This window comes from Pseudomonas sp. P8_241, assembly GCF_034008315.1.
GTDB lineage: Bacteria > Pseudomonadota > Gammaproteobacteria > Pseudomonadales > Pseudomonadaceae > Aquipseudomonas.
In genome coordinates, this window is sequence record NZ_CP125377.1 from 5,819,466 (window position 1) to 5,833,597 (window position 14,132).

Annotated in this window: 12 protein-coding genes; 9 read left to right on the forward strand and 3 right to left on the reverse strand. The window is 59.7% G+C overall.

All coding sequences use genetic code 11. The features are described 5' to 3' along the window. Window positions 1-34: 34 nt before the first annotated feature. On the reverse strand, window positions 35-1,684 hold the full coding sequence (locus tag QMK58_RS26130; protein WP_053162672.1) for an acyl-CoA dehydrogenase family protein: 1,650 nt from the start codon (window positions 1,682-1,684) through the stop codon (window positions 35-37). Window positions 1,685-1,758: 74 nt separating this feature from the next. Further along, on the reverse strand, window positions 1,759-4,143 hold the full coding sequence (locus QMK58_RS26135; RefSeq protein ID WP_320395618.1) for a 7TM diverse intracellular signaling domain-containing protein: 2,385 nt from the start codon (window positions 4,141-4,143) through the stop codon (window positions 1,759-1,761). A gap of 384 nt (window positions 4,144-4,527) precedes the next feature. On the opposite strand from QMK58_RS26135, the gene QMK58_RS26140 reads away from it, so the two are divergent. From QMK58_RS26140 to QMK58_RS26155, 4 genes are all read left to right on the forward strand, one after another. Next, window positions 4,528-5,325 carry a hydroxymethylpyrimidine/phosphomethylpyrimidine kinase gene (locus QMK58_RS26140; RefSeq protein ID WP_053162676.1) on the forward strand — a complete coding sequence of 266 codons (798 nt, stop codon included), beginning with the start codon at window positions 4,528-4,530 and terminating at the stop codon, window positions 5,323-5,325. 26 nt (window positions 5,326-5,351) lie between these two features. Continuing rightward, window positions 5,352-5,975 (forward strand): thiamine phosphate synthase, encoded by a 624-nt coding sequence (gene thiE, locus QMK58_RS26145; RefSeq protein ID WP_053162677.1) that lies wholly within the window; start codon window positions 5,352-5,354, stop codon window positions 5,973-5,975. Between the two features lie 32 nt (window positions 5,976-6,007). Then, the gene (gene hemL / locus QMK58_RS26150; RefSeq protein ID WP_320395619.1) at window positions 6,008-7,291 is read left to right on the forward strand and encodes a glutamate-1-semialdehyde 2,1-aminomutase; all 1,284 of its coding nucleotides are present in this window, start codon (window positions 6,008-6,010) and stop codon (window positions 7,289-7,291) included. Window positions 7,292-7,514: 223 nt separating this feature from the next. Beyond that, window positions 7,515-8,069 carry a tetratricopeptide repeat protein gene (locus QMK58_RS26155; RefSeq protein WP_053162680.1) on the forward strand — a complete coding sequence of 185 codons (555 nt, stop codon included), beginning with the start codon at window positions 7,515-7,517 and terminating at the stop codon, window positions 8,067-8,069. A 153-nt stretch (window positions 8,070-8,222) separates the two neighbouring features. On the opposite strand, the gene QMK58_RS26160 is transcribed toward QMK58_RS26155, so the two are convergent. Beyond that, the gene (locus QMK58_RS26160; protein ID WP_003185742.1) at window positions 8,223-8,552 is read right to left on the reverse strand and encodes a DUF1820 family protein; all 330 of its coding nucleotides are present in this window, start codon (window positions 8,550-8,552) and stop codon (window positions 8,223-8,225) included. A 134-nt stretch (window positions 8,553-8,686) separates the two neighbouring features. On the opposite strand from QMK58_RS26160, the gene miaB reads away from it, so the two are divergent. The 5 genes from miaB (at window position 8,687) to lnt (ending at window position 14,099) form a co-directional block, all read left to right on the forward strand. After that, on the forward strand, window positions 8,687-10,015 hold the full coding sequence (gene miaB, locus QMK58_RS26165) for a tRNA (N6-isopentenyl adenosine(37)-C2)-methylthiotransferase MiaB (protein WP_053162857.1): 1,329 nt from the start codon (window positions 8,687-8,689) through the stop codon (window positions 10,013-10,015). Window positions 10,016-10,227: 212 nt separating this feature from the next. Further along, window positions 10,228-11,235: a PhoH family protein gene (locus QMK58_RS26170; protein ID WP_053162682.1), complete on the forward strand. Its 1,008-nt coding sequence runs from the start codon at window positions 10,228-10,230 to the stop codon at window positions 11,233-11,235. Continuing rightward, window positions 11,228-11,722 carry an rRNA maturation RNase YbeY gene (ybeY, locus tag QMK58_RS26175; RefSeq protein WP_053162684.1) on the forward strand — a complete coding sequence of 165 codons (495 nt, stop codon included), beginning with the start codon at window positions 11,228-11,230 and terminating at the stop codon, window positions 11,720-11,722. The genes QMK58_RS26170 and ybeY overlap by 8 nt, the downstream gene beginning before the upstream one ends. 5 nt (window positions 11,723-11,727) lie before the next feature. After that, the gene (locus QMK58_RS26180) at window positions 11,728-12,567 is read left to right on the forward strand and encodes an HlyC/CorC family transporter (RefSeq protein ID WP_027924283.1); all 840 of its coding nucleotides are present in this window, start codon (window positions 11,728-11,730) and stop codon (window positions 12,565-12,567) included. A gap of 8 nt (window positions 12,568-12,575) precedes the next feature. Continuing rightward, entirely contained in the window at window positions 12,576-14,099 is a 1,524-nt protein-coding gene (gene lnt / locus QMK58_RS26185) for an apolipoprotein N-acyltransferase (RefSeq protein ID WP_320395620.1), read from the forward strand. The last annotated feature ends 33 nt before the right edge of the window (window positions 14,100-14,132 follow it).

Below are 14,132 nucleotides of genomic sequence, written 5' to 3' on the forward strand. Positions count from 1 at the left end.
CCAGCAGGCTGGCTCCCACAGGTTTTTACAGTGTTCAGAATCCTTGCGGGGTGGACCGAGCGACGATGGCTTCCACATCCAGGCCACGTGGCAAGGCGCCGTAAACCCGACCGTTCGAACCAAGTCGACTGGCAATAAACGCATCACTCACCACCGCATTCCCCGCCTCCAGCAACAGCTTGGCCTGCAACCCCAGCGCAATGTCTTCGGTCAGTTGTCGCGCCCGGTACTGAATGTCACCGGTGTCTTTGAACGCCGCCTGCAATTGATGGATGTGCGCCGCCAGCCGTTTATCGCCATGACCATCGCCCAATTCGCTGAACAGCGCATCGAGAACGCCGGGCTCTTTGGATAGCGCACGCAGCACGTCAAGGCACTGCACGTTGCCGGAACCTTCCCACGTCGAATTCACCGGGGCCTCGCGATACAGACGCGGCAGGATGCTGTCTTCGACATAACCCGCGCCGCCCATGCATTCGGCGGCTTCGTTGATCATCGCGGGGGCGCGCTTGCAGATCCAGTACTTGCCTACGGCCGTGACCAGTCGCGCAAACCTGGCTTCCTGGCTGTCGTCCAGATGATCCAGCGCCTTGCCCATGCGCAGGCTCAACGCCAGCGCCGCTTCGCTTTCCAGCGCCAGATCCGCCAGCACGTTCTGCATCAAGGGTTGTTCGCTGAGCAACTTGCCACCCACCGAACGATGGGCGCAGTGATGGCTGGCCTGCGTCAGCGCCTGGCGCATCAGCGAACTGGAACCGACCATGCAATCAAAGCGCGTCATGGCAACCATCTCGATGATCGTCGGGACGCCGCGCCCTTCTTCACCGACCATCCACGCCAGCGCGCCACGGAACTCCACTTCGCTGGAGGCGTTGGAGCAATTGCCGAGTTTGTTTTTCAACCGCTGGATGTAGAACTGATTGCGCGCGTCGTCGGGACGATGGCGCGGCAGCAGGAAGCAGGTCAGCCCCTTGTCCGTCTGTGCCAGGGTCAGGAACGCATCGCACATCGGCGCCGAACAGAACCACTTGTGGCCAACCAGTTCGTAGGCCTGGCCAGGACCGCTGGCGCCGACCGGATAGGCCTTGGTGGTGTTGGCGCGAACATCGGTACCGCCCTGCTTCTCGGTCATCGCCATGCCGATGGTTACGCCAGCCTTGTGGGCCATGCCAACATTGCGCGGGTCATATTCGGTGGCGAGGACTTTGGGCAACCACTGTTTCGCCAAGTCCGCTTGCAGGCGCAACGCCGGGACGCTGGCGAAGGTCATGGTCAGCGGGCAGCCACTGCCGGCTTCGGCCTGGCTGTGCAGATACGTCATGGATGCGCGAGCGACATGGGCGCCGTCCTGCGGGTGCGCCCAGGGCAATGAGGTCAAGCCGTGCTCGACGGCCGTGCGCATCAGTTCGTGATAGGCCGGATGAAACTCCACCAAGTCGATGCGATGACCATAACGGTCATGGCTGCTGAAAACCGGTTTGTTCTGATTGGCCAGGAACCCTGCTTCCATCAGCGGCCCACCCGCCAGTGCGCCGTAGGCCTCGATCCGCGATTGCGCCCAACCGGCACCGAACCGCCGCGACCATTCCTGCAACGGCAAGTCGATACGGTACAGATTGGCGCCGTCCAGTGATGGCGGCTGGTTGGTGACTTCGTGGGTTTCGGCGAACTGATGCAAGTTCATGACAGGGCTCCTTTGGTCGGCCAAGGGAGTTCAGTTAAGCACCGCCTCTTGACCGAACAAAGTGTCATATCCGCCTAATTGTCGGCGCTTTCGCCCTGCTGAGAACAGAGCACTCGACGATAGAGTATTGCCTGCAAGTCTTCGAACTTCACCGGTTTGCTGAGGTAATCGATCATTGCGCCGGTCGGGCAGTGCTCCCGGTCAATACCGAGGGCGATCATGAACAGCGGAACCTCGGCGTAACCCGCCAAGGCGCGAATCTGGCAGCAGAACGACACCTCTTCCCGACGCGGCGACCGATAATCGATCAGCACTGCGTCGAAGATTTCCTGCTGCAATTGTTCGAGCGCCATGGCGTCGTTGTCAGCCGTTCGCACACGAAAGCCAAGCTTGAGCAACATGCCGCGCATCACCAGTTGGCTGATGCTGTTGTCGTCCACCAGCAGCACCGTGCAATCCTGGGGCAGACGCAACGGTGGAAAAACCCTGGGCATCGAGGGCATCGCCGGCCGTTCCGCCATGGGTTGTTCTACCACGACGTCGAGCTGGAATCGGCTGCCGCGTCCGGGCTCGGAACGGTGAGTCAGGCGCCCTCCCAGCAACTCCACCAACTGTCGGCAAATCGCCAGGCCAACCCCCAAACCGCCGTATTCACGGGTCATCGAACCATCAAGCTGGAAGAACCGCTGGTACATCGTCGCTTCCCCCAGATCAGTGAAGCCGATGCCCGTGTCGATCACTGCAAAGGTCAGCGCAAGACGGTCGGGCTCGATGGTCTTGCCGGTCACACGCAGGGCCAGGCCGCCGATGCGGGTGAACTTGATGGCGTTGTCCAGCAGGCATTCCAGGCATTGCGCGATCTTGACGCTGTCGCCCTGCATACGATCCGGCACCCCCGTGGCCACATCGACCTTGAAATCCAGCGACTTGGCCAACGCATTGCCTTCGAACTGCATGCGCAATGCCTCGACCATTGCGCGCAGACTGAAGGTGCTCGCCGAGGCCTTGAGCTTGCCAGCCTGCAATTCGGTCAGGGTCAGTATGCCGTTGACCATGCGCATCATGTCCCGCGCCGAGACTGAAGCCGTTTGCTGATACTGCTCCAGTTCCGGGTCCATCTGGACAGTCTGCATCAGCTCCAGTGAGCCGATCACCCCGTTCATGGGCGTACGCAATTCATGGGTCAGGGTGGCGAGGAATTCATCCTTGAGCTGGTTACTGTGCGCCAGTTGCTGGTTCAGCACTTCGAGTTTTTGACTGGCATCGAACAGGGTTTGCGCCTGTTGCTCGCGCATGGCGTTGATGCGGTCGGCCAGGGCCAGGGACAACAACGCCACTTCAATCGCCGATCCGATCTGGCTGGAGTACATGGTCAGGAACACGTTTGGCAGGTATCCCAGCACCATCAGCGTATTGACGATGCCGCCCAGCAAAAACGCCGACCAGGCGATGATGAAGTACCGCGCCACCCGCAAACCGCGCAGCCAGGCAAATATACCGGCGGCAAAAATCGCCACGGTGAACGTCAACGCCAACGCCGTCGCCAGGCGTAGCGCCAGGGCGTAGCTGGCCATCAGCGACAGGCCGACCACGAGCGCACTGAACGCCACCAGCGCCAACAACAAGCGGTCGACCCAGCGGCTGTGCGTGGACATCTGCAAAAAGCTGCGGGCGAACTGACTGCCGAACAGCCCTGCGCACCCGATGAAAAACGGCGTCGCGGCGTTAGCCCACCACGGGTTGTCCGGCCAGAAATACTGCACCGCCGCCCCATTAACCGAGAGCTGATACAAGCCGAACGAAGCGATGTAGAAAATGTAATAAAGGTAACTGGTGTCACGTACGCTGAGATAGATGAACAGGTTGTAGACCAGCATCCCCAGCAGCACGCCGTAGATCAAACCCAACACGTAGAGGCGCACGGGCTGTTCTTCGAGAAACGCTGTACTCGACCATAAGGTCACCGGTGCCTGAATCGAGCCTTGGCTTTGCAGACGCAGATAAACGGTTTGCGCCTGATCGGGTTTGAACGTCAGGTCGAACAGATAATTGTTCTGGCGAATCTCACGACTGTCGAACGGCAAGGCATCGCCGGTCTGCCGCGCCAATTGATAGTTGCCGGCGGCATCCGGCAAATACAGATCGAGATGATCGAGAGGCGGGTAAGCCAGTTCCAGCAACCAGCTGCGCTGTGCCACCGGGTTGGACGGACGATAATGCAGGTCGATTTTTAGCCAGTACACCGAACGTGAATACCCGGCATTGAGCGTGTCTTTATTGTGGGGTTTGAAATTGCCCGCCGCCGCTTGCGCACGGATATCCGCGATGGTCGCCTGACCTGCCGCGTCTTCAAACACTTGCAGGGTTCGGCCCAAGGGAAGGCTCTGAGTGAACTCGTCGAACTCGACGGCGTTTGCCAAAAGGGGCAAACACAACAGCAACATTAGCAAATAGCGCATTTAAGCCCCAGCGTGGCCTGTCCGGTCCTGTCAGAAGCCCCCCATTTCCTTTTGAGCAGACGTAAAACCGGTATTACCTGTTATTGGTTTGGATCCACTCTAGCATAGCCGTTGATGGCCATTAAACACCATTGAAACATTTAAAGAAAAGGCTCTAGGACGGGCGTTACAGCGACACTTACGGTAAATCGAGCAACACTGTGGCGAGGGAGCTTGCTCCCGCTCGGCTGCGAAGCCGTCGTAAAGTCCGGCAACGCGGTATAGCAGAAAAAAAGCCAGGGCCGCTTCGCTGCCCAACGGGAGCTGGCCCGCTCGCCACAATGTATCGACCAAACACACTGCCACAACACCCGAAAAACAGGTTTGGTGGTAAGCTCGCGCACCATGAATATCTACAGCTCTCGCCCCGTTGTCCTCTGTCTCTCCGGCCACGACCCAAGTGGTGGCGCCGGCTTGCAGGCAGATATCGAAGCCCTGCTCGCTCAGGGTTGCCATGCGGCTCCGGCCGTCACCGCCCTGACCGTGCAAGACACCGTCAATGTCACTGACTTCCGCGTCCTCGACCGTGAGTGGGTAATGGCTCAGGCCAACGCCGTGCTTAACGATTCCGAAGTCGCGGCGGTTAAACTGGGCATGCTGGGCTCCCTGGAAATGGTCGACACCGTCGTCGAACTGCTTTCAGCGCACCCGCATTTGCCGGTGGTCTGCGACCCGGTGCTGCGCGCCGGCGGCGGCGGACGCCTGGGCAAGGACGAAGTCGGTTACGCCATGCGTGAGCGCCTGCTGCCCCTGTCGATCATTGCGACACCTAACCTTCCTGAAGCCCGCATCCTCGCCGAACTGCCTGAGGGCACCGCCGACGAGTGCGCTGAAAAACTCCTGCCGTTCGTCAAACACCTGCTGATCACCGGCGGTCATGGCGATGAAACCGAAATCCACAACCGCCTGTACAGCCGTGACGGCTTGCGCCAGACCTTTACCTGTCAGCGTCTGCCGGGCAGTTATCACGGTTCCGGTTGCACCTTGGCCAGCGCCTTGGCCGGTCGTCTGGCCCAAGGCGAAAACCTCGCCAGTGCCGTGCAGACCGCGCTTAACTACACGTGGCGCACACTGCGCGATGCCGAGCAGTTGGGCAAAGGCCAGTTCGTGCCGCGTCGCTTGCCACTGGATTTCTGTTCGTAATTCCTACATGCGGTGAGGCTTGTCCGATGAAACTACGTGGGCTGTACGCCATTACCGACAGTCAGCTACTGGCCGGTAAATTTCTTTCGTACGTGGAGGCGGCACTGGAAGGCGGCGTCGCCCTGCTGCAATACCGCGACAAGAGCAATGACGAGGCCCGCCGCCTGCGTGAGGCCGAGGCCCTGCGCGATCTGTGCGAACGCTACAAAACCCGGCTGATCATCAACGATGACGCCGAGTTGGCGGCACGCCTGAACGTTGGCGTACACCTGGGCCAGACCGACGGTCCGCTGACCCCGGCCCGGGCATTGCTCGGCTCCAGGGCCATCATCGGATCGACCTGCCACGCGCAACTCGAGCTGGCTGAACAGGCTGCCAGGGAAGGCGCCAGCTATGTCGCCTTCGGCCGTTTCTTCAATTCGAACACCAAACCCGGCGCGCCGACCTGCAGCCTCGAACTGCTGGACCACGCCCGCAAGCAATTGCACCTGCCGATCTGCGCGATTGGCGGCATCACCCTGGAGAACGCCGCCCCGCTGGTGGAGCATGGTGTCGACCTGTTGGCAGTGGTGCAGGGTCTTTTTGGCGCCGAGAGCACGGCTGAAGTGACCCGCCGAGCTCGCGCCTTCAACCAATTGCTTTCTATTTAATTCGCTTAAATATCTGATTTGAGAGCCCGATCATGTCTCGTTCCGAAACCCTGTTTGCCAACGCCCAGAAACACATTCCCGGGGGCGTGAACTCGCCAGTCCGCGCATTCAAGAGTGTCGGCGGCACCCCGTTGTTCTTCAAGCATGCCGAAGGCGCCTACGTGACCGACGAGGACGACAAGCGTTATGTCGATTACGTCGGCTCCTGGGGCCCAATGATCCTCGGCCACAGTCATCCGGACGTGCTGGACGCCGTGCGCAAGCAACTGGAGCACGGCCTGTCCTACGGCGCCCCGACCGAGATGGAAACCCAGATGGCCGATCTGGTTTGCTCGCTCGTGCCGTCGATGGAAATGGTGCGTATGGTCAGCTCCGGCACTGAAGCGACCATGAGCGCAATCCGTCTGGCCCGTGGTTTCACCGGTCGCGACAGCATCATCAAATTCGAAGGCTGCTACCACGGCCACTCCGACAGCTTGCTGGTCAAGGCAGGCTCTGGCGCACTGACTCAGGGCGTGCCGAGTTCCGCCGGTGTACCGGCGGCGTTTGCCAAACACACCCTGACCCTACCGTTCAACGACATCGACGCCGTCGAAGCCATGCTTGCCGAAGCAGGACAGGAGGTGGCCTGCATCATCGTCGAGCCAGTGGCTGGCAACATGAACTGCGTACCGCCGGCGCCGGGGTTCCTCGAAGGCCTGCGCACCCTGTGCGACAAGCACGGCGTTGTGCTGATTTTTGACGAAGTGATGACCGGTTTCCGTGTCGCCCTCGGCGGTGCCCAGGCTCACTACGGCGTAACGCCGGACCTGACCACCTTTGGCAAGATCATCGGTGGAGGCATGCCGGTCGGCTGCTTCGGCGGCAAGCGCGAAATCATGTCGCGCATCGCCCCGCTCGGCCCGGTCTACCAGGCCGGTACGTTGTCGGGTAACCCGCTGGCGATGGCCGCGGGCCTTACCACTCTGCGCCTGATCAGCCGCCCGGGCTTCCACGCGGAACTGAGCGACTACACGACCCGCCTGCTCGACGGCCTGCAACAGCGTGCCGATGCGGCCGGCATTCCGTTCGTGACCACCCAGGCCGGTGGCATGTTCGGCCTGTATTTCAGCGGCGCAGACGACATCGTCACCTTCGATGACGTGATGGCCAGTGACGCAGCGCTGTTCGGACGGTTCTTCCATCTGATGCTGGAAGGTGGCGTGTACCTGGCACCCAGCGCATTCGAAGCCGGTTTCACCTCGATTGCCCACGGCGAAGCCGAATTGAAACTGACCCTGGACGCGGCTGAACGCGCGTTCGCAGCATTGAAATAAGACTGCATCGCTGACGCTGGCCGCTGCCAGCGTCAGCTTTCACCGACATTCCTGCACATTCTTCTGCTCATCTGCTAATAATCTCTCGCATAGCGGGGAAATAATTCCCGCGTAGCAGAAAAACGAGTAAAGACTTTGTAAGGTTGGTCCTGCTTATTTCATAATGCGCGCTTATTGGATCCCTCGATGGGTCCGCGCGCCCTTCAGAGGTAAGTCGATTCCCATGAACCGCACCGGCCGCGCCCTTTCACTGGGCTGCCTGTTGCTCCTTCAGCCCCTGCTCGCGCTCGCACAAGCAGGCGGCAACTCGTTGTTAATCCCAGCGATGGGTCGCTGCACCCTCAATACTCAGCCGCAAGACCTGGCACAGGCACTCGCCGCCTGCCAGAAAGCGTCGAATGAAGGGGATGCCCAGGCGCAATACGAGTTGGGTGAGTTCTATTACGAAGGTAAAAATACGCCGCGCGACCTCAATCAAGCCTTGAGCTATTTCGAAAAGGCCTCACTGCAAGGCCATGCACAGGCGCAATTCAAGCTCGGCAGCATGTTTTTCCATGGCGAAGGCGTACCGGCCAATAACATCCAGGCATACATTCTGTTGAAGATGGCGGCGGTCAATGGCGCCGAAGAAGCATTGGATACTGCCGACGAAGTCACTGAAAAGATGCCCCGCGAAGAACTCGAGATAGCCACTCAGGTGCTGGGACAAATATTCCGTAAATATTTGATGGAATTGCAGAGCGCTGATGGGCGCACGCCTTTTTCGCCTCTTCCCTGATTTTAGCGCCGAGCCGGCTGTCGCCTTCGCTGCGATGCGGCGACCCGACAAGCCAGCTCCTACAGTTGATCTCGGGCGCTCACCCTATCGTGATCGCCACAATTCCCTGTGGGAGCTGGCTTGCCAGCGATAGGGGCGACCCGGTCCCTTGCCTTACTTCTCAGGCATCGGCATCGGAAACGGCATCACATTGCCGACCGCGCCCCGGGCTTCGCTGATTTTCGGTGTGCCCAGACGCTCGACTTCGTCGATGCGCACAATCGAATGCATCGGCACAAAACTACGCACTACGCCTTCGAACTGAGCCTTGAGCTTCTCCTCGCTCGGATCGACGACCACTTGCGTGCGCTCGCCAAAGACGAACTCTTCCACTTCCAGAAAGCCCCACAGATCACTTTGATAGATCTGCTTGGCGTACATTTCGAACACCTGGCCCTGGTTGAGGAAAATCACCTTATAGATTGGAGCTTCACGTTTGGTCATGGTGGGCGAGTAACACGTCGGGGATAAAAATGAGGGCGCAAACTATAGCATAGCCACCGGACGCACAGCGGTAGGAACCGCGCAACATGTTCCCTATAATGGGCGGTTCTTTGAATCACGTGATGAATCTTTCCATGGCCAAGAAGCTTTACATCGAAACCCACGGTTGCCAGATGAACGAGTACGACAGCTCGCGCATGGTCGATCTGCTGGGCGAACATCAGGCCCTGGAAGTCACCGCCCGCGCTGAAGACGCCGACGTGATCCTGCTCAACACCTGCTCGATTCGCGAACGCGCGCAAGATCGCGTCTATTCCCAGCTCGGTCGCTGGCGCGAGCTGAAACTGGCCAACCCTGACATGGTGATCGCCGTCGGCGGTTGCGTAGCCAGTCAGGAAGGTGCCGCAATTCGCGATCGCGCCCCTTACGTCGATGTGGTCTTCGGCCCGCAGACCCTGCACCGCCTGCCGGAAATGATCGACGCCGCGCGCAGCAGCAAACTGCCGCAAGTCGACGTCTCGTTCCCGGAAATCGAAAAATTCGATCACTTGCCCGAGCCCCGTGTCGACGGCCCGAGTGCTTATGTCTCGGTCATGGAGGGTTGCAGCAAGTACTGCACGTTCTGCGTAGTGCCTTACACCCGCGGGGAGGAGGTCAGCCGGCCATTCGACGACGTGATCGCCGAGATCATCCACCTGGCCGAAAACGGCGTTCGCGAAGTCACCTTGCTGGGGCAGAACGTCAACGGCTACCGTGGAACCACTCATGAAGGTCGCCTGGCCGACCTCGCCGAGCTGATCCGCGTGGTTGCAGCCATCGACGGCATCGACCGCATCCGCTACACCACCTCGCACCCGCTGGAATTCTCGGACAGCCTGATCCAGGCCCACGCCGACGTGCCGGAACTGGTCAAACACCTGCATTTGCCGGTGCAATCGGGCTCGGACCGCATCCTCGCAGCGATGAAGCGCAACCACACCGCACTGGAATACAAATCCAAACTGCGCAAACTGCGGGCTGCCGTGCCGGGCATTTGCATCAGCTCGGACTTCATCGTCGGCTTCCCCGGCGAGACCGAGAAAGATTTCGAACAAACAATGAAGTTGATTCAGGACGTCGGGTTCGACTTTTCCTACTCGTTCGTCTACAGCCAGCGTCCGGGCACACCGGCCGCAGACCTTGCCGACGAGACGCCGGAAGCGCTGAAAAAAGAACGCCTCAACGCACTGCAGCATCGCCTGAACCAACAAGGTTTCGAAATCAGCCGACAAATGGTCGGTTCGATTCAGCGAATTCTGGTTACAGATTATTCGAAGAAAGACCCTGGCGAACTCCAGGGCCGGACCGAGAACAACCGGATCGTCAACTTCCGCTGCGATAATCCGAACTTGATCGGCCAGTTCGCCGATGTACATATCGATGCCGCGCAGCCGCACTCGCTGCGCGGTTCGTTGCTCCAATAACACCGATCCCTGTGGGAGCTGGCTTGCCAGCGATAGGGCCAGCAAGCCCGACAAAGATGTCGCCAGTTACATCGCCATCGCTGGCAAGCCAGCTCCCACAGTGAACTGCATTGTTCTTGAGAATGGATTGATCCATTTAAGAGCTTTCGCACCCGCGCCACTGGCGCTATCCTTGATTCATCTCAATTGCCCCAGGGCGGCTAAATACGACCTTGAACGCACCCATCGAACCACATCGTTTCATCCTCGAGCCCTTTGAAGCTCGCCGCTTCGCCAATCTGTGCGGGCAATTCGACGAGCACCTGCGCTTGATCGAACAGCGCCTGACCATCGAGATCCGCAACCGCGGAAACCAGTTCGAACTGATCGGCGAACCCAAACACACCACCTCCGCGGAAAACCTCCTGCGCCGCCTGTACCGGGAAACCAAGGGTACCGAGTTGTCGCCGGACATGGTTCACCTGTTCCTGCAGGAATCTGCCGTCGAAGAGCTGGACAACCACTCGCCCGCCGAAGCCTCCGTCGCCCTGCGTACCAAAAAAGGCATGATTCGCCCACGCGGCTTGAATCAGCTGCGCTATGTGAAGGAAATTCTCGGTAACGATATCAATTTCGGCATCGGCCCGGCCGGTACCGGCAAGACTTATCTGGCGGTTGCCTGCGCGGTGGACGCGCTGGAACGCGAACAGATTCGCCGCATCCTGCTGGTTCGCCCGGCGGTCGAAGCGGGTGAAAAACTCGGTTTCCTGCCCGGCGACCTGTCGCAGAAAATCGACCCTTATCTGCGCCCGCTCTATGACGCGCTCTACGAAATGCTGGGTTTCGAATACGTCGCCAAGCTGATCGAGCGTCAAGTGATTGAAGTTGCGCCACTGGCGTACATGCGCGGCCGTACGCTGAACAACAGCTTCATCATTCTCGATGAGAGCCAGAACACCACGGTCGAGCAGATGAAGATGTTCCTGACCCGGATCGGTTTCGGCTCAACAGCGGTCATCACCGGCGACATCACCCAGGTTGACCTCCCACGCGGCACGAAATCCGGCTTGCACCATGTGATCGAAGTGCTCAAGGACGTACCAGGTATCACCTTCACCCATTTCCAGCCCAAGGACGTTGTGCGCCATCCATTGGTGCAGCGCATTGTCGAAGCCTACGAGCGCTTCGAAACCAAAGCGGCCGATGATGCAGCCGCCAAGGATAGCCGCCGCGATGCTTGAGCTTGATCTGCAAATCGCCACCGACGCCGCTGCCCCTGGCGAGGCCGAGTTCCGCCAATGGTGCGAACTGGCCCTGCGCCAGCGCACTGCCGACTCGGAAATGACCATTCGTCTGGTCGACGAGGCTGAAGGTCGCGAGCTGAACCACACCTGGCGGCAGAAGGATTACGCCACCAACGTCCTATCGTTTCCGGCCGATGTACCGGACGAGTTTCTCGACATCCCGTTGCTGGGCGATTTGGTGATCTGCGTCGCCGTGGTCGAGCGCGAAGCTGCCGAACAAGGCAAGGCACTCAACGCCCATTGGGCGCATCTGGTGATTCACGGCTGCTTGCATCTACTTGGTTACGACCATATAGAGGACGAGGAAGCCGAAGAAATGGAAGCACTGGAACGAACGTTGCTTGCTGAACTGGGCTTTCCCGATCCGTACGCGGATGACGAAACTGACGTACCCCCTACCAAAACAACAAAGGATTCAGAGTAATCGCTATGAGCGAAGATCGATCGAGCAACGGGCAGAAGTCATGGCTGGGCAAGCTCACCCAGGCTTTTGCCCACGAGCCGAAAAACCGCCAGGAGCTGCTGGAGCTGCTGCGCGATGCACATCAGAACAAACTGCTGGACAGCGAAGCGCTGGCCATCGTCGAAGGTGCCATCCAGGTAGCCGACCTGCAAGTTCGCGACATCATGGTCCCGCGCTCGCAAATGGTCAGCATCAAGGCGACCCAGACACCCCGCGAATTCCTGCCTGCCGTGGTCGACTCGGCGCACTCGCGCTACCCGGTCATCGGCGAAAGCCATGATGACGTGATGGGCGTGTTGCTCGCCAAGGACTTGCTGCCGTTGATCCTCAAGGAGAACGGCGATAGCTTCAACATCAAGGACCTGCTGCGGCCGGCCACTTTTGTACCCGAATCCAAGCGCCTTAATGTGTTGCTGCGCGAATTCCGCGCCAACCACAATCACATGGCCATCGTCATCGACGAATACGGCGGTGTGGCAGGCCTGGTGACCATCGAAGACGTGCTGGAACAGATCGTCGGCGACATCGAAGATGAACACGACGTCGAAGAAGACAGCTACATCAAGCCACTACCCAGCGGTGACTTCCTGATCAAGGCCCTGACGCCGATCGAGAACTTCAACGAGTTCTTCGACAGCGAATTCTCCGACGACGAATTCGACACCGTCGGCGGCCTGGTGATGAGCGCATTCGGGCATCTGCCCAAGCGCAACGAAATCACGGAAATTGGCCCCTACCGCTTCCGCATCCTCAATGCCGACAGTCGTCGGATTCACTTGCTTCGCCTGACGCCTATTGCTCGCTAAGGATTGAAATGCGCTGGACAACCCGCCCCGGCTGGCCCGGTAACCTGCTGGCCGTGGCGGCCGGTGCAATCACCACCCTGGCGCTGGCGCCGTTCGATATCTGGCCATTGGCATTACTGGCAGTCGGCCTGTTCTACGCCGGTCTACGTGAACTGAGCCCGCGCCAAGCGCTGGGACGCGGCTGGTGTTTCGGCTTCGGCCTGTTCGGCGCCGGCACCAGCTGGATCTACTACAGCATCCACCACTTCGGTGGTGCTTCGGTGCTGCTGGCCGGCTTCCTGATGCTGATCTTCACCGCGGCGATTGCCTGGTTCTTCGCCCTGCCCGCCTGGCTCTGGGCGCGCTGGCTGCGCCGCAATGAGGCGCCGCTAGCCGATTCGCTGGCTTTCGCGGCGTTGTGGGTAGGCCAGGAAGCGTTCCGCGGCTGGTTCCTGACCGGCTTCCCATGGCTTTACTCCGGCTACAGTCAGCTCGATGGCCCGCTAACCGGGCTCGCGCCTGTCGGCGGGATGTGGCTGATTTCCTTCACCCTGGCTCTAACGGCCGCGCTGATCTACAACGGCTTGCGGCTGGTTCGTACGGGCCGTAAAGGCTTCATTGCTGCGGGCGTGGTTCTGTTGACCGGACCATGGGTGGCCGGCATGGCGCTCAAGCATCACGCCTGGACCAGCCCTTCAGGCGCGCCACTGAGTGTCGCGGCAATCCAGGGCAATATCGAACAGAGCATGAAGTGGGATCCGGCGCAGCTCAATGCACAGCTCGCGCTGTACCGTGACATGAGCTTGAGTTCCAAGCGTGTCGACTTGCTGATCTGGCCAGAAACGGCGGTTCCGGTGCTTAAGGAATCTGCCCAGGGCTATCTGGACATGATGGGAAAATTCGCTGCCGAGCGAGATTCGGCGCTGATTACCGGCGTGCCGATCCGGCAAATCGTTCATCAGGAAAAGCGCTTCTTCAATGGCATCACCGTTGCCGGTGAGGGCGACGGTACTTACCTCAAACAGAAACTGGTGCCGTTTGGCGAATATGTGCCGCTGCAGGACGTACTGCGCGGGCTGATCGCCTTCTTTGACCTGCCAATGTCGGACTTTGCCCGCGGCCCGGCCGACCAGCCGCTACTGCAAGCCAAGGGCTATCAGATTGCGCCGTTCATCTGCTACGAAGTGGTGTACCCGGAGTTCGCCGCCAGCCTGGCCGCCCGCAGTGATTTGCTGCTGACCATCAGCAATGACACCTGGTTCGGCACGTCCATCGGCCCACTGCAACACTTGCAGATGGCACAGATGCGTGGCCTTGAAGCCGGCCGCTGGATGATTCGCGCCACCAACAATGGCGTAACCGGCCTGATCAACCCCTTTGGCCAGATCACCGAGCAGATTCCGCAGTTCGAACGCGCAATCCTGTATGGCGAAGTGGTACCGATGCACGGCCTCACACCTTATCTTCAATGGCGTTCTTGGCCGTTGATCATTGTTTGCGTGTTGTTGTTTGGCTGGGCGCTAATGGCGAGCCGGATGGCCAAGACTGTCTGAAGACTTGAGGCGACGGTGAAAAAATCGCAGCCT